This is a genomic window from Pseudomonas parasichuanensis, from assembly GCF_021601385.1.
Lineage (GTDB): Bacteria > Pseudomonadota > Gammaproteobacteria > Pseudomonadales > Pseudomonadaceae > Aquipseudomonas > Aquipseudomonas parasichuanensis.
The window spans coordinates 52813-73568 of record NZ_BQHO01000030.1 but is presented as its reverse complement, the minus strand read 5'-3'; the positions used below and the strand labels follow the sequence as shown (position 1 = coordinate 73568).

The 20756-nt window shown below is 65.6% G+C and carries 24 protein-coding genes; 21 read left to right on the top strand and 3 right to left on the bottom strand.

The window, feature by feature from the left end; translation table 11 throughout:
* Positions 1-28: 28 nt before the first annotated feature.
* The 7 genes from L6D77_RS21195 (at position 29) to L6D77_RS21165 (ending at position 5461) form a co-directional block, all read left to right on the top strand.
* Positions 29-1153: a protein-glutamate methylesterase/protein-glutamine glutaminase gene (locus L6D77_RS21195; RefSeq protein WP_232880104.1), complete on the top strand. Its 1125-nt coding sequence runs from the start codon at positions 29-31 to the stop codon at positions 1151-1153.
* Complete coding sequence (locus tag L6D77_RS21190; protein ID WP_232880103.1) at positions 1153-1893, top strand: flagellar motor protein; 741 nt, start codon at positions 1153-1155, stop codon at positions 1891-1893. The genes L6D77_RS21195 and L6D77_RS21190 overlap by 1 nt, the downstream gene beginning before the upstream one ends.
* A gap of 3 nt (positions 1894-1896) precedes the next feature.
* Positions 1897-2754 (top strand): flagellar motor protein MotD, encoded by an 858-nt coding sequence (gene motD, locus L6D77_RS21185; RefSeq protein ID WP_232880102.1) that lies wholly within the window; start codon positions 1897-1899, stop codon positions 2752-2754.
* Positions 2755-2817: 63 nt separating this feature from the next.
* Positions 2818-3606 (top strand): ParA family protein, encoded by a 789-nt coding sequence (locus L6D77_RS21180; RefSeq protein ID WP_110995274.1) that lies wholly within the window; start codon positions 2818-2820, stop codon positions 3604-3606.
* Complete coding sequence (locus tag L6D77_RS21175; protein ID WP_232880101.1) at positions 3606-4517, top strand: CheW domain-containing protein; 912 nt, start codon at positions 3606-3608, stop codon at positions 4515-4517. The genes L6D77_RS21180 and L6D77_RS21175 overlap by 1 nt, the downstream gene beginning before the upstream one ends.
* A 67-nt stretch (positions 4518-4584) precedes the next feature.
* Positions 4585-5064: a chemotaxis protein CheW gene (locus L6D77_RS21170; RefSeq protein ID WP_110995276.1), complete on the top strand. Its 480-nt coding sequence runs from the start codon at positions 4585-4587 to the stop codon at positions 5062-5064.
* A gap of 1 nt (position 5065) precedes the next feature.
* On the top strand, positions 5066-5461 hold the full coding sequence (locus tag L6D77_RS21165; RefSeq protein WP_110995277.1) for a DUF2802 domain-containing protein: 396 nt from the start codon (positions 5066-5068) through the stop codon (positions 5459-5461).
* A gap of 112 nt (positions 5462-5573) precedes the next feature.
* Here the strand turns inward: L6D77_RS21165 and L6D77_RS21160 are convergent, their stop codons facing one another.
* The 3 genes from L6D77_RS21160 to fliK form a co-directional block, all read right to left on the bottom strand.
* A complete protein-coding gene (locus L6D77_RS21160; RefSeq protein ID WP_232880100.1) occupies positions 5574-8321 on the bottom strand; it encodes a dermonecrotic toxin domain-containing protein in 2748 nt (915 codons plus the stop codon).
* Between the two features lie 81 nt (positions 8322-8402).
* Entirely contained in the window at positions 8403-8738 is a 336-nt protein-coding gene (locus tag L6D77_RS21155; RefSeq protein ID WP_232880099.1) for an EscU/YscU/HrcU family type III secretion system export apparatus switch protein, read from the bottom strand.
* Positions 8735-10309: a flagellar hook-length control protein FliK gene (fliK, locus tag L6D77_RS21150; protein ID WP_232880098.1), complete on the bottom strand. Its 1575-nt coding sequence runs from the start codon at positions 10307-10309 to the stop codon at positions 8735-8737. Before fliK ends, L6D77_RS21155 begins: the two co-directional genes overlap by 4 nt.
* A gap of 241 nt (positions 10310-10550) precedes the next feature.
* Here fliK and ccmA point away from each other — a divergent pair, with 241 nt between their 5' ends.
* From ccmA to L6D77_RS21080, 14 genes are all read left to right on the top strand, one after another.
* A complete protein-coding gene (ccmA, locus tag L6D77_RS21145; protein ID WP_110995281.1) occupies positions 10551-11183 on the top strand; it encodes a cytochrome c biogenesis heme-transporting ATPase CcmA in 633 nt (210 codons plus the stop codon).
* Positions 11180-11848, top strand: coding sequence for a heme exporter protein CcmB (gene ccmB, locus L6D77_RS21140; RefSeq protein WP_110995309.1), 669 nt, complete (start codon positions 11180-11182; stop codon positions 11846-11848). Before ccmA ends, ccmB begins: the two co-directional genes overlap by 4 nt.
* 46 nt (positions 11849-11894) lie before the next feature.
* Positions 11895-12662: a heme ABC transporter permease gene (locus L6D77_RS21135; RefSeq protein WP_232880097.1), complete on the top strand. Its 768-nt coding sequence runs from the start codon at positions 11895-11897 to the stop codon at positions 12660-12662.
* On the top strand, positions 12659-12835 hold the full coding sequence (ccmD, locus tag L6D77_RS21130) for a heme exporter protein CcmD (protein WP_110995283.1): 177 nt from the start codon (positions 12659-12661) through the stop codon (positions 12833-12835). The genes L6D77_RS21135 and ccmD overlap by 4 nt, the downstream gene beginning before the upstream one ends.
* Positions 12832-13275, top strand: coding sequence for a cytochrome c maturation protein CcmE (ccmE, locus tag L6D77_RS21125; RefSeq protein WP_110995284.1), 444 nt, complete (start codon positions 12832-12834; stop codon positions 13273-13275). The genes ccmD and ccmE overlap by 4 nt, the downstream gene beginning before the upstream one ends.
* A gap of 11 nt (positions 13276-13286) precedes the next feature.
* Positions 13287-15260, top strand: coding sequence for a heme lyase CcmF/NrfE family subunit (locus L6D77_RS21120; protein WP_232880221.1), 1974 nt, complete (start codon positions 13287-13289; stop codon positions 15258-15260).
* Positions 15257-15793: a DsbE family thiol:disulfide interchange protein gene (locus L6D77_RS21115; RefSeq protein ID WP_232880096.1), complete on the top strand. Its 537-nt coding sequence runs from the start codon at positions 15257-15259 to the stop codon at positions 15791-15793. The genes L6D77_RS21120 and L6D77_RS21115 overlap by 4 nt, the downstream gene beginning before the upstream one ends.
* Positions 15790-16266 (top strand): cytochrome c-type biogenesis protein, encoded by a 477-nt coding sequence (locus L6D77_RS21110; RefSeq protein WP_232880095.1) that lies wholly within the window; start codon positions 15790-15792, stop codon positions 16264-16266. Before L6D77_RS21115 ends, L6D77_RS21110 begins: the two co-directional genes overlap by 4 nt.
* Positions 16259-17446: a c-type cytochrome biogenesis protein CcmI gene (gene ccmI, locus L6D77_RS21105; RefSeq protein ID WP_232880094.1), complete on the top strand. Its 1188-nt coding sequence runs from the start codon at positions 16259-16261 to the stop codon at positions 17444-17446. Before L6D77_RS21110 ends, ccmI begins: the two co-directional genes overlap by 8 nt.
* Positions 17447-17458: 12 nt before the next feature.
* Positions 17459-17878 carry a hypothetical protein gene (locus L6D77_RS21100; protein ID WP_232880093.1) on the top strand — a complete coding sequence of 140 codons (420 nt, stop codon included), beginning with the start codon at positions 17459-17461 and terminating at the stop codon, positions 17876-17878.
* 67 nt (positions 17879-17945) lie between these two features.
* Positions 17946-18881 (top strand): 2-hydroxyacid dehydrogenase, encoded by a 936-nt coding sequence (locus tag L6D77_RS21095; protein WP_232880092.1) that lies wholly within the window; start codon positions 17946-17948, stop codon positions 18879-18881.
* Positions 18882-19030: 149 nt separating this feature from the next.
* Positions 19031-19444 (top strand): GFA family protein, encoded by a 414-nt coding sequence (locus L6D77_RS21090; protein ID WP_232880091.1) that lies wholly within the window; start codon positions 19031-19033, stop codon positions 19442-19444.
* A gap of 74 nt (positions 19445-19518) precedes the next feature.
* On the top strand, positions 19519-19857 hold the full coding sequence (locus tag L6D77_RS21085; protein ID WP_232880090.1) for an FKBP-type peptidyl-prolyl cis-trans isomerase: 339 nt from the start codon (positions 19519-19521) through the stop codon (positions 19855-19857).
* Between the two features lie 209 nt (positions 19858-20066).
* The gene (locus L6D77_RS21080; RefSeq protein WP_232880089.1) at positions 20067-20729 is read left to right on the top strand and encodes a histidine phosphatase family protein; all 663 of its coding nucleotides are present in this window, start codon (positions 20067-20069) and stop codon (positions 20727-20729) included.
* Positions 20730-20756 lie beyond the last annotated feature (27 nt).

The window sequence follows — 20756 nt, the reverse complement described above, 5'->3', positions numbered from 1 at the left end:
GGCGGGTGCGCCACCTAATGGAGTGTTTATGGCAGTCAAGGTCCTGGTGGTGGATGATTCCGGTTTCTTCCGCCGCCGTGTCTCGGAAATTCTCTCGGCCGACCCGACGATCCAGGTCGTGGGCACCGCGACCAATGGCAAGGAAGCTATCGACCAGGCGCTGTCGCTCAAGCCCGATGTCATCACCATGGACTACGAAATGCCCATGATGGACGGCATCACCGCGGTGCGGCACATCATGCAGCGCTGCCCGACGCCGGTGTTGATGTTCTCGTCGCTGACCCATGAAGGCGCCCGCGTTACGCTGGATGCGCTGGATGCCGGTGCGGTGGATTACCTCCCCAAGAATTTCGAGGACATTTCGCGCAACCCGCAGAAAGTCCAGCAGATGCTGTGCGAGAAGGTTCACACCATCTCGCGCAGCAACCGCCGTTTCGGCGCGTATTCCAGCCCGGCGCCGGCCCCCGCGCCAGCACCGGCCAGCAGCCACGCGCCAGCCAGCAGCTTTGCCGGCAGCACGCCTGCCCGCCCGGCCGCACCGGTGCGCACCGCCGCGCCTGCTGCTGCCCATTCACCTGCGCCCAAGCGCAAACCCTACAAGCTGGTGGCCATCGGTACTTCCACTGGTGGCCCGGTCGCGCTGCAGCGTGTGCTGACCCAACTGCCAGCCAACTTCCCGGCGCCGATCGTACTGATCCAGCACATGCCGGCGGCCTTCACCAAGGCTTTCGCCGAGCGCCTGGACAAGCTGTGCAAGATCAGTGTCAAGGAAGCCGAGGACGGTGACGTGCTGCGCCCGGGCCTGGCCCTGTTGGCGCCTGGCGGCAAGCAGATGATGGTCGATGGCCGTGGCACGGTGAAAATCCTGCCGGGCGACGAGCGCCTGAACTACAAGCCGTGTGTCGACATCACCTTTGGCTCCGCCGCCAAGTCCTATGGTGACAAGGTGCTGTCGGTGGTGCTCACCGGTATGGGCGCCGATGGTCGTGAAGGTGCCCGCCTGCTCAAGCAGGGCGGCAGCACCGTGTGGGCGCAGGATGAAGCCAGCTGCGTGATCTATGGCATGCCCATGGCAATCGTCAAGGCCAACCTCGCCGACGCGGTGTACAGCCTGGACGAGATCGGCAAGCACCTGGTCGAGGCGTGCGTCTGATGGATGTCTTGAGCCTGATCGGCCTGATCCTCGCTTTCGTCGCCATCGTCGGCGGTAACTTCCTTGAGGGTGGGCATGTCGGTGCATTGCTGAACGGCCCTGCGGCGCTGATCGTGCTGGGCGGCACCCTGGCGGCGGCGCTGCTGCAGTCGCCGCTGTCGGCATTCAAACGTGCGCTGCAGATCGTGCGCTGGATCTTCTTCCCGCCTCGGGTCGACCTGGCCGGCGGTATCGACCGTGTCGTCAACTGGAGCCTGACCGCCCGCAAGGAAGGCCTGCTGGGCCTGGAAGGCGTGGCTGATGCCGAACCCGACCCCTATGCGCGCAAGGGCTTGCAACTGCTGGTAGACGGTGCCGAGCCGGAAGCCATTCGCAGCGTCCTCGAGGTTGATTTCCTCACCCAGGAAGCCCGCGATATCCAGGCGGCCAAGGTGTTCGAGAGCATGGGCGGCTATGCGCCGACCATCGGTATCATCGGTGCGGTGATGGGCCTGATCCATGTGATGGGCAACCTCGCCGACCCTTCGCAACTGGGTAACGGCATTGCCGTGGCATTCGTCGCCACCATTTATGGTGTCGCCAGTGCCAACCTGATCCTGCTGCCGATCGCCAACAAGCTCAAGGCCGTTACCCTGCGCCAGTCGCGTTACCGCGAGATGCTGCTCGAGGGCCTGCTGTCGATCGCCGAAGGTGAGAACCCGCGCTCGATCGAGCTCAAGCTGCATGGCTTCATGGAGTAACCCATGGCCCGTCGTCGTCATACCGAGGAACACGAAAACCACGAGCGCTGGCTGGTGTCGTACGCCGACTTCATCACCTTGCTGTTCGCTTTTTTCGTGGTCATGTACTCGATTTCCTCGATCAACGAGGGCAAGTACAAGCAGATCTCGCAGGCGCTCATCGGGGTGTTCAACGACCCCGAGCGCAGCATGAAGCCGATCCCCATCGGCGACGAGCGTCCGCTCACGGTCAAGCCTGCCGAACCGCTGGTCAAGGACAGCGAGCAGACCGATGCCGGCCTGAGCCAGGCCAGCGTCGACCCGCTCAAGAGCATCGCCGACGATGTGCGCGATGCGTTCGGCGACCTGATCAAGTCCGACCAGATGACCGTGCGGGGCAACGAGCTGTGGATCGAGATCGAACTCAACTCCTCGCTGCTGTTCGGCAGCGGTGACGCCATGCCCAGCGACGTTGCCTTCTCGATCGTCGAAAAGGTGGCGAAGATCCTCAAGCCGTTCGCCAACCCGGTGCACGTCGAAGGCTTCACCGACAACCTGCCGATCCGCACGGCGCAATACCCAACCAACTGGGAGCTGTCTTCGGCGCGGGCGGCGAGCATCGTCCGCCTGCTGGCGATGGAAGGCGTCAACCCGGCGCGCATGGCTTCGGTGGGCTATGGCGAATACCAGCCGGTGGCCGGCAACGACACTGCCGAAGGGCGTGCGCGCAACCGCCGTGTGGTGCTGGTGATTTCGCGCAACCTCGAGGTGCGTCGCAGCCTGACCGGTAGCGGTAGCGCCAATGCCACGCCGGATGCGGCCTTGCGCCGGGCTGGCACACAAAGTGCACCAGCCACGCCAGCATCGGTGGCGGGGCAATAACTCGTCAATTCTCTGTCGCCGCAAGCCGGTGATCGCCGGCATCAACGAGTCAAGAGTTGTCCTATGAGAGTCTGGGCAGTAGCCAATCAAAAGGGTGGCGTTGGCAAGACCACCACCACCATCGCCCTGGCCGGCCTGCTGGCCGAGGCGGGTAAGCGCGTGGTCGTTGTCGACCTCGACCCGCACGGCTCGATGACCAGCTATTTCGGGCACAACCCCGACGCGCTCGAGCACAGCTGCTACGACCTGTTCCTGCACAAGGGCACGGTGCCCGAAGGGCTGCCCGGCCAGTTGCTGCTGCCCACCAGTGACGAGCGTATCTCGCTGCTGCCGTCGAGCACCGCGCTGGCAGTGCTGGAGCGCCAGTCGCCGGGACAGAGTGGCCTGGGCCTGGTAATCGCCAAGAGTCTGGCGCAGCTGTGGCAGGACTTCGACTTCGCCCTGATCGACAGCCCGCCGCTGCTGGGCGTGCTGATGGTCAATGCCCTCGCCGCCTGCCAGCAGCTGGTGATCCCGGTGCAGACCGAATTCCTTGCGGTCAAGGGCCTGGAGCGCATGGTCGGGACCCTGGCCATGGTCAACCGTTCGCGCAAGCAGGCGCTGCCCTACCAGATCGTCCCGACCCTGTTCGACCGCCGCACCCAGGCCTCGCTGGGCACCTTGAAAGTGCTGCGCGACACCTATGGCGAGCAGGTCTGGCAGGGCTACATCCCGGTTGACACGCGCCTGCGCGATGCCAGCCGCAATGGCGTCACGCCCTCGCAGTTCGACGGCAAGAGCCGTGGCGTCATTGCCTACCGGGCGCTGCTCAAGCACCTGCTTACTTATCGTTCCGCGCTGCAGGTGGCCTGATGAACCAAGCCCGGCAAATTGCCAGCAAACCGCAAATGGCCTTGCAGTCCTACCTCGATGGCCTGCTGCAGGAAGCCACCGAATCCTTCGAACTGCCGGAACCTGCGCCTGTCGCGCAGCCGGCCAGCCAGGCGCCCAGCGACGAATTCGAAGCAGCTGTTCGCGAAGAACAGGCCGCTGATGCCCGCCGCCAGGTTGAACCTGCCCCCGCAGCGGCGCGGCCTTTTGCCGAGCCGCAGGTCAAGGTGCTGCCGACCGTGTTGGCACCGGCCCAGCCTGTGCCGGAACCGGTCGTCAGTGTGGTCGAAAGCGCGGTGGTGGCCGAGGCCAGCATCCCGTTGCTGACCGAGGTCCAGGCCGCGGAGCCGGTCGCGCCACTGGTCGAGGTGCACCTGCCGGCACCCGCCGCGCCTGTGCCACCGGCCACGGCCGATGGCCGTCCGGCCTGGGCGGCCGAGCCGTTCGAATGCCTGCTGTTCGACGTCGCCGGCCTCACGCTGGCGGTGCCGCTGGTCTGCCTGGGCTCGATCTATTCGCTGGCCGGCCAGGAACTGACACCGCTGTTCGGCCAGCCGGACTGGTTCCTCGGCATCCTCAGCTGCCAGGCGGGCAACCTGAAAGTGCTCGATACCGCGCGTTGGGTCATGCCCGACCGCTACCGCGAGGACTTCCGCCAGGGCTTGCAGTACGTGATTTCGGTACAGGGCTACGAATGGGGCCTGGCGGTACACCAGGTCAGCCGTTCGCTGCGCCTGGACCCGAGCGAGATCAAGTGGCGCAGCCAGCGCGGCCAGCGGCCGTGGCTGGCCGGCACGGTGATCGAACACATGTGCGCGCTGCTCGACGTCGCCGAGCTGGCCGAGCTGATCGCCAGTGGCGCCGTCAAACAGATGAACATCAAACACAACTGAATCAACGCCGCTACTGCCGCGGCTACACAGAGCACACCGCCGAGGGCGGATTGAGAGGGCTAGGGGAATGAAGAAGTCGTCTGCACAAGGTTCCGAAGATCCGATCCTGCAGTGGGTTACTTTCCGTCTGGACAATGAGTCCTACGGCATCAACGTCATGCAGGTGCAGGAAGTGCTGCGCTACACCGAGATCGCTCCGGTACCGGGCGCACCCAGCTATGTGCTGGGCATCATCAACCTGCGCGGCAACGTGGTGACGGTGATCGACACCCGCCAGCGCTTCGGCCTGATGCCTTCGGACATCACCGACAATACCCGCATCGTCATCATCGAGGCGGACAAGCAGGTGGTCGGGATCCTCGTCGACAGCGTCGCTGAAGTGGTGTACCTGCGCCAGTCGGAAATCGAGACCGCACCGAACGTCGGTAACGAAGAATCGGCCAAGTTCATCCAGGGCGTCTGCAACAAGAACGGCGAGCTGCTGATCCTGGTCGAGCTGGACAAGATGATGACCGAGGAAGAGTGGTCCGAGCTGGAGAGCATCTGAGTTGATTTTCGAGGCTGCGGTCATCCTCCTGGCGCTGCTGTGGGCGCTGAGCCTGTGGTTCTTCCTCAACTACAGCAAGCGCCAGCGCGAGCTGGCGGCACAGCAGGCCCAGGGTGATGCGCTGCGTGACCAGCGCATCAAGGACCTGGGCAAGCGCCTGGACGACTACCAGAATGGTACCGTGCGCATGGGCGAGGCGATTCACGAACTGCGCGCGGTGGTCGCGCCGTTGCCGGAAAAGCTCCAGCAACTGGAGCAGCGCGACCCCAACAGCGTCACTTTCACCCAGGCCGCCAAGCTGGTGGGCATGGGGGCCAGTGTCGAGGAGCTCACGCAAACCTGCGGCCTGACCCAGGCCGAGGCCGAGCTGATGCGCAAATTGCACCACGGCGAGTGATGAGCCCGAAAGGGCGACCCTGGGTCAAGTGTCTGTCAGTTATTCCAATTGGGGCCGCAGAGCGGCCCCAGTTTATTTGAGTGAGCGGTTCAATCTACCGATTGCCTGCGATTCAGGGTTTAGCCCAGGAGTGCTGGCCACCCACGCGGATGAAACGGTTGAACGGCAGCAATTGGCGCAAGGCCGCCCGGTAAGCGTCCAGGTCCACGTACTGGAAGGCATTGATGCGCGGCACCTGATACAGGTTGGTGATCTGGCGCAGGATGCCCAGCGCGGGCAGGCGCTGGTCGACCACGTTGGTGAGCAGGCCGGGGCCGGTGAGCCGGTTCAGCTGGCTGGCATAGCGATAGAAACCCTCAGGGTCGTCCTGCAGGCTTGGCCGACTGTCGTAGAAGCCGGGCTCGGCCAGGTAGCGCATGCGCATCTCCTCGGAAATCGCCACCAGTGTCGGGTTACCGGCATGGCTGCCGATCAGGCTGGAGTTGAACTGGCAGTTCATCCCGAGCTTTTCATTGGACATGGGTGGAAACAACAGCAGGCCGTCGTCAGTACAGTTCAGCTCGACGTCATCGAGCGCTTCGCCCGGGCTGCCAAACGCCTGGCCATTGCGCGTGTACGGGTGTTCACCCGCAGCCAGCAGCGTGTCATCGACATCCATGTAGATACCGCCTTCGCTATGCAGCATCGGGTAGCGCAGCACGTCCGAAGCCGAGGAGAAGTTGCCGCCTTCAATAGCTGCCTGGTACTGGGCATGGTAGGGGCCGTTGCGGAACCTGGCGTACCAGTCCTGTTGTTCCAACGGCGCCACGGTGACTCCAGGGGCATGCTCGCCGAGCAGGCGCAGGTTCTCGGCATAGGCGCTGGGTGTGGCGTTGGACAGGTACAGCTGCAGGCGGTACTGGCTGCCCTGCAGTTGCTCGGCGTTCTTGCCGAGGTTGTTCAACAGCTCGATGTCGATCACCTTGTCGCCCACCCAGAGGCTATGGAATTGCTTGGGGATCGCCCGTGCTCCCGCCACTGGGGTCGTTGGCATCTGCACCGGCAGATGCAGGTCGACACCAAGCGCACGCAGCGTGGCCATGCGCATGTCGTCGGTGACGGTGCGGTTGCGAACATTCACCTCTCGCAGATCCCGGCTATCGGCCTGGGCAATGTAGTGGCGCGGCTCGACAGCGTTGATGTCTTCCTCAAGGATGAAGGCATCGCTTTCCAGGTCATACACCATCGCCGTGTTGTAACCGCCGACCGAAGCCGCCAGCAGGTCGGGACCGCCGTCGTAACGCGGCAGCCGACTGATCGCGCCGTGGGTCAGCGGGTCGGCGCCAGCGGCCGGTGCAATGCCGTCGGGGAAGTGGAAGTAGGGCGCGATGTCCTCGTCCGGCAGGTGTGGTGGGGTAATGGGGCTCAGCGGATAGCCCAGTTGGCCGTTGACCTCCCGGGGCATCACGAAGTTTTCGCTTTTGATGCGGAACAACGCCGGCCCCTTCGACAGCCCGGCGTGTACAAGAGGCAGGGCATTGAGCAAGCCAAAGCTGGCCGTGCCGACACCCTCGGCCCGTTCCTGTTGGTCACGACCGTTGATCGCCTGGTCCAGGCCCAGGCCGAACTGGGCAACACCGCCCAGGGCGAAGATCGGTGCCAGCTCCGGCAGCACGATGGCCAGCGGTGCGAGCAGGTTGATCGCCGAGTTCAGGTAGCCGCGCCAGCGGGCCTTGGTAACGTCGCCGTCGCTGGTGATGCGGTAGTCGGCATCCTCGTAGCTGCGTTTGCGCTGCTGGTGGGTCAGGGCCTGGAACAGGTCGCCTTCGATCAGTGGGCTGTAGGTGTCGGCCTTGTAGTTGACGTAGGTATGGGGGAACCAGACGCCTTCGTTGGTGAAACCAGCCCGGTTGCTGGGCAGGTTGTTGGCGGCGGGGTAGGCCGCCAGCCCGTCCAGTGCGGTGGCCAGGCCGCTGAAATCCAGGCCGTCGGGCAGGTCGGCGAGGGCGAAGTGCTGTTGCAGGGCTGCGCGGGTGTCGGGCGCACGGCACTGGCGGGCGATCCAGTCCTGCAGGCTTTGCTGGTCGGCAAAGCTGTGCAGGGGCGCGGCATTGCCTGGGATGTACAGCAGCGTCTGGCCGCTGCCGCTGTCAGTGATTTGCAACAGGTCGGTGGCTACGTAACCGTAGATGCTGAGAAAGCGGCTGTGGATTGGCCGAGGTGCGTTTTCCAGCCCGGCCGCACGCCAGGCCAGGCGGCGGGCATCGTCGGCGAGGCTGCCTTCGGCGACCTGTTTGTTGCAGGCGGTGATGAAGGCGAGCTTGGCCGCCAGGCGATGGCTGGCCTCGCGGGCGCGCCAGTAGGTGTCCAGCATGGCCCGGTAGGCGCTGTGGAAATCGAGGTCCCAGATGAACTGCTGGAAGTCTTCAGCGGCCAGTTGCACGTGGCTACGGGCGCTGTATTCGACAGGGTTGGCCTGGCGGAACAGGCCGTTGTAGACGCTGTAACCGGTCCCGCTCTGCAACGCGCCCGGCGGGTCGAGGCGTTCGACCAGGGTGATGCGCTGGCTGTCGGGGAAACTGCCGGCCCAGGGTTGGCCGAAGGCGGCGCCGATCAGGTTGTTGGCCGACTCGCCCTGCCAGTTGGCCAGCACGGCCTGGGTGAGGGTCATCTTCTGCGCAACCACCCCGACATCACCGATGCCGTGGCGCCATTGATGGTGCAGCACCACTACATCGGTGCGGTCGGGGTCCAGGGCTTGGCCGCGCTTGCGCGCCCACTTGCGGATGGCATCGGCGGCGGCGCGGTCGGGGCGGGGGAAGTCCGCGAGGTGCTGGCGAACGTGGCGCACGCCGGCAGCGTTGATGAAAGGTGGGGTCATTGGGGCTACCCGGTCGATAAATGGGTAGCCACGATGACGCTGTCGCGGGTTGTTCAGGTGCTAGCCGGTTACCGCCAGGTTTCAGGGGGCATGAGGCAGGCGCGGCAGGTTCGGGGTGACGTCGCGCTCGCCGGGCGGTGCGTCGTCGAAGCCGGCCGGCACCCTGCCGCGCAGTTGCCAGGCAAAGGCGATGATCTCGGCGATGGTCAGATACAGCGCTTCGGGAATCTGCTCGCCCAGTTCCAGGCGCGCCAGCAGGCGTACCAGCTCGGCATTCTCGTAAATCGGCACTTCATGCTCGCGGGCAAGGGCGAGGATGGCTTCGGCCAGCTCGTCGTCGCCCTTGGCGCTCAGGGTGGGGGCTTGCTGGCCGTCGTAGTTCAGGGCGATGGCCTGGCGTGGTTGCGGCTGCTTCATGCGGTTTCGTCCACCCAGCGTTGTTCCAGGCGTGTGCGCGGGCCTTGCGGTGGCGTGCCGGGGTGGCATTCCAGGTCGCCGACGTCCAGGCCACGGGCCAGCAGGCGTTCACGCAAGGCGCCGAGCTGGCTGTCGATCAGCCGTGCCGTGCGCTCCTGCTCGGCCCAGAGCTGGCCCGACAGGCGCCCCTGGGACAGTTGAGCCTGGACTTGCAAGGGGCCCAGCGGGGCCAGATCAAAGGCCAGTTCGATACGCCACAGTGCGGCCAAGGGATCGCGCTGCTCATGCTGTTCGCGTTCACGGTCGGCCTGCTGTTGCGGGGTTTCCTCGCGTTGCAGTTTGACCTGCAGGGGGATGAACTCCTGGCCATGGCGGATGGGGATTTCAGTTTGCCAGGTGGTCTGCAGGTTGCCGTTTTCCAGTTGGCCGGATTGCTGCAGGCTGGAGAGTGCGTGGCTCTGCAGGCGCGACACGGCGCCGGCGGCCAGGCGCAGCAGCTGCTGCAGGTCACCTTCCTGTTCCAGCTTCTGCAGCAGGCGCGCAGGCAGTGGGAAGGGCCCCGTTTGCGGGCGTGGGCTGACCTGGCCGAGCATGCCCAGCGCGCTGCGGGCAAAGCCGGGCAAGGCCTGGGCCAACGCGGCACTGCTCAGTACCGGGCCAGGTGTGATGCTGGTCGGCGCCTGCGGCAACTGGGCGATCAGGCGCACCAGCTGTGCCTTGAGGTCGGGTGTCACGCCACTGGCAAGCCCGCCGAGCAGCTTGGTCTCCAGGAATGCGCCGCTGTTGTTCAGCGCCTGGGCGAGGTTCTTTGGGTCGCCCAGTTGCCGCGCGTCCGGCAGGCTGGCCAGCAGGCGCTCGGCGCTGGCGCGCAGTTCGACACCGGTGTCTGGCGAGCGGGCGATCTGCTGCAGGCCGTTTAGCAGCCCCGGCAGTGACGCCTGCTGCCCTTGCTGGGTGACCAGGTGCTGGGCGATCGCCAGTTGATCCTGGCGGCCACTGAGGGGCACGAAGCGCAGTGACTGGTCGCCCTGCACCAGGGCGCTGAGCAGGCTGCCGACCGGTAACGGGCGCGGACTGTCGATGGTCAGGGTGGCCCCGGCCTGGCTGCTGTTGAGCAGGCTCACCAGCGAGCGGAAGCTGGCCACTTCTCCGGGGGGCTGCGGCAATGCCTGGCTGGTCAGTACTTTGCCCTGGAGCAAGGTGCCGACCGGCACCTGGCGGGTGTCGAGGCGGGTGAGGGTGGCGATATTGCTGGCGTTGGCCTGCTGCACCAGCACCGCCAGGCGGTTGCTGTCGGTTTGCGTGACGGTGATCAGGCTGCCCTGGGGTAGCGGTTGGCTGGCGCTGGCCTGCAGCTGGGTCTGGTTGCCGTTGGCCTGGGTCAAGCGCAGCAGGAGCTGGAAGTCCTGGCCAACCTGGCGCAGCGACATGACTTCGGCGCGCGCCGTCTCGCCCGGCGCCAGCAGCTCGGGCTGCGCCTGCAGCAGGCGCAGCAGATCGCCAGTCATGACGGCCTTGGTCACCTGGGGGCTTGGCGCAGTTTGTGCGCCGAGACTATTGATTTCAGTCATGATTGTATACAACCTGTTGAACCCGCCCTCTTGGCAGCGTGGCAGCGCGTGTAATAATGCCGGCCGCCCGCCTGCCAGTATAACGGCAGGGCAGGGGGCGACTTGAGACACAGGGTTCAGGCCGGTGTCGTCTGCTTCGCGGGTGAACCGCTCCCACAGGCTTGTGCTGGCCCCTGTGGGAACGGGTTTAACCGCGAAGCGCGCGGCGCAGATCATGAGCCAATCTGAATAAGGCGAAACCGTGACCCTTCACCTCCAAGCCGCAGGCCTGGCCTGCGAGCGCGACTGGCGACTGCTGTTCGAGCACCTGGACTTCGAACTGCGCCCTGGCGACATGCTGCAGATCGCCGGCCCCAACGGCAGCGGCAAGACCAGCCTGCTGCGCCTGTTGGCCGGGCTGATGCAGCCCACCGCCGGGCAGATCCTGCTGGGCGGCCAGCCATTGGCCGAACAGCGCCACGCCTTGGCCAGCATCCTCATCTGGATCGGCCACGCCGCCGGGATCAAGGACTTGCTCACCGCCGAAGAAAACCTCGCCTGGCTCTGCGCGCTGCACCAGCCGGCGGGCCGCGAGGCCATCTGGCGTGCGCTGGAGGCCGTCGGCCTGCGCGGTTTTGAAGATGTACCCTGCCACACCTTGTCTGCTGGCCAGCAGCGGCGCGTGGCACTGGCACGGTTGTACCTGGACAGCCCGCCGCTGTGGATCCTCGACGAACCCTTCACCGCCCTCGACAAGCAGGGCGTCGCCCAGCTCGAAGCGCACCTGGCGGCGCATTGCGAACAGGGCGGCACGGTGGTGCTGACCACCCACCATACCCTGGCGCACACGCCTGCCGGTTACCGTGAACTGAACCTGGGGCAATGGGCGGCATGAGCGTATTCCTTCTGCTGTTGCGCCGCGAAGCGCGCCTGTTGTTCCGCCGCCCGGCGGAGCTGGCCAACCCGTTGGTGTTCTTCGCCATCGTGGTGGCGCTGTTCCCCCTGGCGGTCGGCCCCGAGACGCAATTGTTGCAAACCTTGTCGCCGGGGCTGGTCTGGGTCGCGGCGTTGCTGGCCGTGCTGCTGTCGCTGGACGGGCTGTTTCGCAGCGACTTCGAGGACGGCTCGCTGGAGCAGTGGGTGTTGTCGCCCCACCCACTGGCGCTGCTGGTGCTGGCCAAGGTCCTGGCGCACTGGATCTTTTCCGGCCTGGCGCTGGTATTGTTGGCGCCACTGCTGGCGCTGATGCTCGGCTTGCCGGCCAGTTGCCTGCCGGTGCTGCTCGCTTCACTGCTGTTGGGCACGCCGGTGCTGAGCCTGCTGGGTGCAGTGGGGGCAGCGCTGACGGTCGGTCTCAAACGCGGCGGTTTGCTGCTGGCGTTGCTGATTCTGCCGTTGTATATCCCTGTATTGATCCTGGGCAGTGGTGCGTTGCAGGCGGCGTTGCAGAATATGCCGGCCACCGGCCACCTGCTCTGGCTCGCCAGCCTGACGGCCCTGGCGGTGACACTGGCACCCTTTGCGATCGCCGCCGGCCTGAAGATCAGCGTCGGCGAATAACGAGTTCCGGGCATTGCAGCCTGGCCAACACCCTGGATGTACCCTGATGAAAATAAGCTGGACGTGGTTCCACAAGCTGGGTTCCCCCAAATGGTTCTATGCCATCAGCGGCCGCATGCTGCCGTGGCTGGCCGTTTCCGCCATCCTGCTGCTGCTGGTGGGCATCACCTGGGGCCTGGCCTTCGCCCCCCAGGACTACCAGCAGGGCAACAGTTTCCGCATCATCTATATCCACGTGCCGGCAGCGATGCTGGCGCAGTCCTGCTACGTGCTGCTGGCGGTGGCCGGGGTGGTGGGGCTGGTGTGGAAGATGAAACTGGCCGATGTCGCCCTGCAGTGCGCAGCGCCCATCGGTGCCTGGATGACCGCCGTGGCGCTGGTCACCGGCGCCATCTGGGGCAAGCCGACCTGGGGCAGCTGGTGGGTGTGGGACGCGCGCCTGACCTCGATGCTGATCCTGCTGTTCCTGTACTTCGGCATCATCGCCCTGGGCCAGGCCATCAGTAACCGCGACAGCGCGGCCAAGGCCTGCGCGGTGCTGGCCATCGTCGGCGTGATCAACATCCCGATCATCAAGTACTCGGTGGAGTGGTGGAACACCCTGCATCAGGGCGCCACTTTCACCCTCACCGAAAAACCGGCGATGCCGGTGGAGATGTGGCTGCCGTTGCTGCTCACCGCGCTGGGTTTCTACTGCTTCTTCGGCGTGGTGCTGTTGCTGCGCATGCGCCTCGAAGTGCTCAAGCGCGAAGCCCGTGCCAGCTGGGTCAAGGATGAGGTCATGAACAGCCTGGGCCGGGAGGCAGCACGATGAGCTTCGCCTCGTTCAATGATTTCCTCGCCATGGGCCACCACGGCCTGTACGTCTGGTCGGCCTACGGCATCTGCCTGGCGGTGCTGGCGCTGAATGTCGCCGCGCCCCTGTTGGCCCGCCGTCGCTACCTGCAAGAAGAGGCGCGCCGTCTGCGCCGGGAGAGCAAACCGTGAATCCGCAGCGCAAGAAACGCCTGTTCATCATCCTCGGCCTGCTGGCCGGTGTCGGTGTGGCCGTGGGCTTTGCCCTGAGTGCCCTGCAGCAGAACATCAACCTGTTCTATACCCCTACGCAAATTGCCAACGGCGAAGCGCCGCTGGACACCCGCATCCGCGCCGGCGGCATGGTCGAGAAGGGCTCGGTGCAGCGCTCGGCAGATTCGCTGGATGTGCGCTTCGTGGTCACCGACTACGCCAAGTCCGTGCCGATCACCTACCGCGGCATCCTCCCCGACCTGTTCCGCGAAGGGCAGGGCATCGTCGCGCTGGGCAAGCTCAACGCCGACGGCGTGGTGGTGGCTGACGAGGTGCTGGCCAAGCACGACGAGAAATACATGCCGCCGGAAGTCAGCAAGGCCCTGAAAGAAAGCGGCCAGGCGGAGGCCAAGCCATGAACGCGGCCCTGGTGATCCCCGAACTCGGCCAACTGGCCATGATCCTGGCGATCTGCTTCGCTGCCGTGCAGGCCACGGTGCCGTTGCTCGGCGCCTGGCGCGGCGACAGCCTGTGGATGAGCCTGGCGCGCCCGGCGGCCTGGGGGCAGTTTGCCTTCCTCGCCTTTGCCTTCGCCTGCCTGGCCCACGCCTTCATGACCGACAACTTCTCGGTCGCCTATGTGGCCAGCAACTCCAACAGCGCCTTGCCCTGGTACTACAAGTTCAGCGCCGTATGGGGCGCCCACGAGGGCTCGCTGCTGCTGTGGGCGCTGATCCTCGGTGGCTGGACCTTCGCCGTGTCGATCTTCTCGCGCCAACTGCCCCAGGTGATGCTGGCCCGGGTGCTGGCGGTGATGGGCATGATCAGCGTTGGTTTCCTGAGCTTTTTGATCATCACCTCCAACCCGTTCTCGCGCCTGCTGCCGCAGGTGCCGGGTGACGGCCGCGACCTCAACCCGCTGCTGCAGGACTTCGGCCTGATCGTCCATCCGCCGATGCTGTACATGGGCTATGTGGGCTTCTCGGTGGCCTTCGCCTTCGCCATCGCCGCGCTGCTGGGCGGGCGCCTGGACGCCGCCTGGGCGCGCTGGTCGCGGCCCTGGACCATCGTTGCCTGGGCTTTCCTCGGCGTGGGCATCACCCTCGGTTCGTGGTGGGCCTACTACGAACTGGGCTGGGGCGGCTGGTGGTTCTGGGACCCGGTGGAAAATGCCTCGTTCATGCCCTGGCTGGTGGGCACGGCGCTGATCCATTCGCTGGCGGTCACCGAAAAACGCGGCGTGTTCAAGAGCTGGACCGTGCTGCTGGCCATCGCCGCGTTCTCGCTGAGCCTGCTGGGTACCTTCCTGGTCCGTTCCGGCGTGCTGACTTCGGTGCACGCGTTTGCCTCCGACCCGGCGCGCGGTGTGTTCATCCTGATCTTCCTGCTGTTCGTGGTCGGTGGCTCGCTCACCCTGTTCGCCCTGCGCGCGCCGGTAGTCAAGAGCCAGGTCGGCTTTGCCCTGTGGTCGCGGGAAACCCTGCTGCTGGCCAACAACCTGGTGCTGGTGGTGGCGGCCTCGATGATCCTGCTCGGTACCCTCTACCCGCTGGTGCTCGATGCCCTGACCGGGGCCAAGCTGTCGGTCGGCCCGCCTTACTTCGACGCCTTGTTCCTGCCATTGATGGCACTGCTGATGCTGGTGCTGGGCGTGGGTGTGGTGGTGCGCTGGAAGGACACCCCTGGCAAATGGCTGGCCAGCATGATGACCCCGGTGCTGATCGGCAGCGCCGTGCTGGCGCCGCTCGCCGGGCTTTTGGTCGATGACTTCGACTGGCCGGCCCTGAGCGTGTTCGCCCTGGCAGCCTGGGTGGTCCTGAGTGGCGTGCGCGACATCCTCGACAAGACCCGGCACAAGGGCCTGTTCAAAGGCCTGGGCGGCCTCGGCCGCAGCTACTGGGGCATGCAGCTGGCCCACCTGGGGTTGGTGGTGTGCGCCCTGGGCGTGGTGCTGTCGAGCAACAACAGCGCCGAGCGCGACCTGCGCATGGCGCCGGGCGAGACCGTCGAGCTGGGCGGCTACCACTTCCTGTTCGAAGGCGCCAAGCACTTCGAAGGGCCGAACTTCATCTCCGACAAGGGCACCATCCGCGTTTCCCGCGAGGGCCGTGAAGTCTCGGTACTGCACCCGGAAAAACGCCTGTACACCGTGCAGCAGTCGATGATGACCGAGGCCGGTATCGACGCAGGCTTTACCCGCGACCTGTATGTCGCCCTGGGCGAGCCGCTGGAAAACGGTGCCTGGGCGGTGCGGGTGCACATCAAACCCTATGTCCGCTGGATCTGGCTGGGCGGTCTGCTGACCGGCCTGGGCGGCTTGCTGGCGGCCTTCGACCGACGCTACCGCGTCAAGGTCAAGACCCGGGTGCGTGAGGCCCTGGGCGTGTCTGGAGCGACTGCATGAAGCGTTGGGTCATGATGGTGCCACTGGCAGTGTTCCTGCTGGTGGCGGTGTTTCTCTACAAGGGCTTGTTCCTCAAGCCCGATGAGCTGCCCTCGGCGATGATCGGCAAACCATTCCCGGTGTTCTCCCTGGGGACGGTACAGGGTGATCGCACGCTGACCCAGGCCGACCTGCTCGGCCGCCCGGCGCTGGTCAATGTGTGGGGCACCTGGTGCCCGTCGTGCAAGGTCGAGCACCCGTACCTCAACCAGTTGGCCCAACAGGGCGTGGTGATCCACGGGGTCAACTACAAGGACGACAACGCCGCTGCGTTGAAATGGCTGGCCGAGTTCCACAACCCCTACCAGCTCAACATCGCCGACCCGCAAGGCTCGCTGGGCCTGGATCTGGGCGTGTACGGCGCGCCGGAAACCTTCCTGGTCGATGCCAAGGGCATCATCCGCTACAAGCACGTCGGCGTGGTCGATGCCACGGTGTGGCGCGAGCAGCTGGCGCCGCTGTACCAGGGCCTGGTCGATGAGGCCAGGCCATGAAGCGCTGGTTAGCCGCCGCCGTGCTGGGCTTGAGCCTGGCCGGCGCCGCCAGGGCGGCCATCGACACCTACCAGTTCCGCGACGAAGCCGAGCGTGAGCGTTACCAGCAGCTGACCAAGGAACTGCGCTGCCCCAAGTGCCAGAACCAGGACATCGCCGACTCCAACGCGCCGATCGCCGCCGACCTGCGCCGCGAAATCTTCCGCATGCTCGGCGAGAACAAGAGCAACCAGCAGATCATCGACTTCATGGTCGACCGCTATGGCGACTTCGTGCGCTACAAGCCGGCGCTCAGTGGGCGTACCTTCTTGCTCTGGTTCGGCCCCGGCATCCTGCTGGCCGGCGGTTTCGTGGTGCTGGCGCTGATCGTGCGCCGCCGCCGTGGCCAGGCTGCGGCCGGCTCCGCCGAACTGTCTGCCGACGAACGCGAGCGTCTCGCCAAACTGCTGGAAAAAGACCGTAACCATGACTGAATTCTGGCTTAGCGCGGGCCTGCTGCTGCTCGCCGCCCTGGCATTTCTGCTGCTCCCGATCCTGCGTGGCCGCCGCCGTCAGCAGGCCGAGCAGGACCGTACCGCACTCAACGTGGCGCTGTTCGAAGAACGCGTCGCCGAGCTGGCTGCGCAGCAGCAGGCCGGGGTGCTTAACGCCGAACAACTGGCCAAGGGCCGCGACGAAGCGGCCCGCGAGCTGCTGGCCGACACCGAGCGCGACGAAGCGGCGCGCCAGGGCCACCTGGGCAAGGCCATCCCGCTGCTGGCGGCGGTGCTGGTGCCTGCCATGGCGCTGGGGCTGTACCTGCACTTCGGTGCCGCCGACAAGGTCGAGCTGACCCAGGAATTCGCCAGCGCGCCGAAGACGATGCAGGAAATGACCGCGCGCCTGGAGCGTGCCGTGCAGGCCCAGCCGGACTCGGCCGAAGGCCTGTACTTCCTTGGTCGCGCTTATATGGCCGATCAGCGCCCGGCAGATGCGGCCAAGGCCTTCGAACGCGCCGTGGCCGTGGGCGGGCGCCAGCCCGAATTGCTCGGGCAATGGGCCCAGGCGCTGTACTTCGCTGGCGACAAGCAGTGGAGCCCGCAGCTGCAAGCGCTGACCGAAGAGGCGTTGAAGGCCGACCCGCAGGAAGTCACCAGCCTTGGCCTGCGCGGTATTGCCGCGTTCGAGGGGGAGCGTTACCAGGAAGCCATCGGCTTCTGGCAGCGCCTGCTGGCGCAACTGCCCGAGGGTGATGCCTCGCGTGCCGCGCTGCAGGGCGGTATCGACCGCGCCGCAGACAAGCTCAAGGCTGGCGGTGGCAAGGCCCAGCAAAGCGCACGCCTGAAAGTACGGGTAGAGCTGGCTGCCGCGCTCAAGGACAAGGTACGCCCGGACGACACCGTGTTCATCTTCGCCCGCGCCAGCAACGGCCCGCCCATGCCACTGGCGGCCAAACGGGTGACGGTGGCGCAGTTGCCGATCGAAGTGGAGCTGTCGGACGCCGACGCGATGATGCCGCAGATGAAACTGTCGGACTACGCTGAAGTCCAACTGGTTGCCCGTGTCTCCCGTGCAGGTCAGCCGACCCACGGTGAGTTCAAAGGCCAGAGCGCCCCGCTGGCCAGCGGCACCCAGGCCACCCAGCACCTGACCATCGACAGCCCCGATTCATAAGAGAGCAGCCCCATGAACAGCACCGTCCGCCTGACCCTGATCACCCTGGCCCTGGGTCTTTCCGCGTGTACGGTGCATCAACCCGGCGAACGCGAGCCGCTGCCGCCGATCCAGACCACTCCGCCGCCACACCAGGGGCCGGCGGTCAAGCCGCTGCCGGGCAGCAAGCCCACACCCAGCGGCCCGGCGGCAACGCCCAAGCCAATGCCGCGCACTTCCGCCAGCTTCGCCCCGCCGCCCGGTGGTGCCAGCCACTGGGACCCGAAGCTGGGCGTCTATGTGCTGGAAAAACAACCCAACACCTTCTATCGCCAGCGCACCTATTACCGCTGGAACAACGGCTGGAGCTGGTCGTTGAGCCCCAATGGCCCGTGGCAGGACACCGACAGCAGTGGTGTGCCGGGCGGCCTGGGGCGTGCGTTTGGTCAGTAACCCGCGAGAACGCCGGTAGCGCCAACAACTGGCATACTCCACCCTTCGCATTCAATGGGAGGGTGGCATGAGCAAGACAGTCCTGGTGTTGGTGGAAACCGTCGATGACTACCTACCTCTGCTGGAGCAGGCCGGTTACCGCCTGATCCGCGCGCCTTCGCCGCAGATGCGTGCCGATGCCATCACCCGGCATGCCGGCGAGATCGACGCCGTGCTCACCCGTGGCCCGCTGGGCCTGACCGCCGCTGAGATCGAACAGCTCGTGAAGCTGCAGATCATCTGCGTGATCGGCGCCGGCTACGAGCAGGTCGACCTGGCCGCCGCCGCCGCGCGCGGTATCACCGTGACCAATGGCGCCGGTGCCAATGCCGGAGCGGTCGCCGACCACACCCTGGCCCTGCTTTTGGCGCTGCTGCGCGACATCCCGCGTGCCGACGCCAGCACCCGTCGCGGTGAATGGAACCGGGTGATCAGCCCCTCGGTGAGCGGCAAGCGCCTGGGCATCATCGGCCTTGGCGCGGTAGGCCAGGCCATCGCCCGGCGCGCCGCCCTGGGTTTCGACATGAACGTCAGCTACCACAGCCGCACCCCGCGCACCGATGTGCCCTACACCTGGTACGACAGCCCGCTGCACCTGGCCGATGCGGTCGATATCCTGGTGGTCGCCACGCCCGGGGGCAACGGCACACGCCATCTGGTCGATGGCCAAGTGCTCGAAGCCTTGGGCGCCGAGGGTTACCTGGTGAACATCGCCCGGGCCAGCGTGGTGGACACCCAGGCGCTGATTGCTGCCCTGCAGCAAGGCCTGATCGCCGGTGCCGCGCTGGATGTGTTCGATGACGAGCCGGCGGTGCCGGATGCGCTCAAGGCGCTGGGCAACACCGTGCTTACTCCGCACGTTGCCGGGCAGTCTCCGGAGGCGGCGCGCGATACCGTGAACCTGGTGCTGCGTAACTTGCAGGCGTTCTTTGCGGGTGAGGCGGTGTTGATGCCGGTTCGTTGATCTTGCTTCAGGGTACTGTTACTGGGCGTGTCAGAACCTCTATCGGCGAACACATAGCAGTCCCACAGCCCACCTAAAGAACCAAAAGCGCCCCCTCGAGCACCGAGGCCTATACTCCAATCCCCCCAAAACAGCACGGAGCTTCGATCATGCCATTGGAAAAACAAGGCACCTGCCTCTGCGGCGCCACGCATCTGAAACTGACCGTCGATAACACCCACGTCGGCGCCTGCCACTGCAGCATGTGCCGCAAATGGACCGGCGGCCCCCTGTTGGCGGTGCAGTGCACCCAGCCTCCGCACTTCGAAGGCCCGGCGCCCAGCGTCTATGACTCCTCCGAATGGGCCCAGCGCGGCTTCTGCGGCCAATGCGGCACGCACCTGTTCTACCGCTTGAAAGAAAGCGACCTGTACGTGGTGCCGGTCGGCCTGCTCGATGGCGAAGAAGACTGGACCTTCACCGAGCAGATCTTTATCGACGAAAAGCCTGCCTGGTACTGCTTCAAGAACGAAACCAAGGACCTCACCGGCCAGCAGGTCTTCGAGCAGTTCGCCCCGACCTGAGGCAACCTGCCTTGCCAAACCTGTGCATTCCTGCGAAAAGGGCGGCCACGAAAAACCGCTTCGAGGAGCCTGCCATGAGCAGTGAGCTGCAAGTCATCGATCTACAGGAAGGCGACGGCAAGGCCGTGGTCAAGGGCGCGCTGATCACCACCCAGTACACCGGCTGGCTGGCCGACGGCAGCGAGTTCGATTCGTCCTGGTCGCGTGGCAAGCCGTTCCAGTGCGTGATCGGCACCGGTCGGGTGATCAAGGGCTGGGACCAGGGGCTGATGGGGATGCGCGTAGGCGGCAAGCGCAAACTGCTGGTGCCGGCGCACCTGGGCTACGGCGAGCGCAGCGTCGGCTCGATCCCGCCGAACGCGGATTTGACCTTCGAGATCGAACTGCTCGAAGTACTGACCCGGGACGATTGAGGCACGGGACATCATTTGGCAACAGTTCCCTTTTAACGTGGTCGCTGGCCACGGAACGGCAGTTGTACCCAAGGAGGAACCAAAACGGGCGAGGGCACTCTGACCCTCACGCGCAGCCAAGGATGGCACCCACCACAGGGGCGCCTGCGGCTTCGGCGGCAGGCCTTGTGGCGAGCCCAGATACCTTCTGCCACAAGAGCCTGCCGTAGATGAAACTGCCCCCCTTCGTTCGACGTCGTCGTCACCTGTTGTTGAGCCTGATGCTGACCGCTGCGGCGGTGCCCCTGGCCCTGGATGTGGTCGAAAGCCGGGCGCAACCGGTGGACGGCACGCAGACGCTGGTTTTCCTGCGCCATGGCGAAAAACCGGGCGAAGGGCTGGGGCAACTGAACTGCCAGGGGCTAAACCGTGCCATCGACCTGGCCACCTTGCTGCCGGAGCGTTTCGGCAAGGCCGACTACGTGTTCGCCGCCAACCCTTCGCGGCATGTCGAGGAAGGCAGCCAGGACCAGAGCTACAGCTATATCCGCCCATTGATGACCATCACCCCCAGTGCCATCCGCCTGGGCCTGCCGGTGAACATCGACTACGGCGCCAACGACACCGATGACCTCGCCGAAGAACTGCTGCGCGACAAGTACCGAAACGCGACGATCTATACCGCGTGGTCCCATGGCTACCTGCCGGAATTGATCAATGCCGTGGCCGGCAAGGCCCTGGGTGAAAAGCGGGTGATCACCCAGGACTGGGGCGGTGACGACTTCGACACCCTGTATGTGCTCACCCTCACCTGGCACGACGGCAAGGCTAGCCTGCTCAGCCGCAACGTGCGCCAGGGCCTGGATAACGGTGCGTCTGGCTGCCCGACCTGAGCTGCTGTTACTGTCTTGCGCTCAACG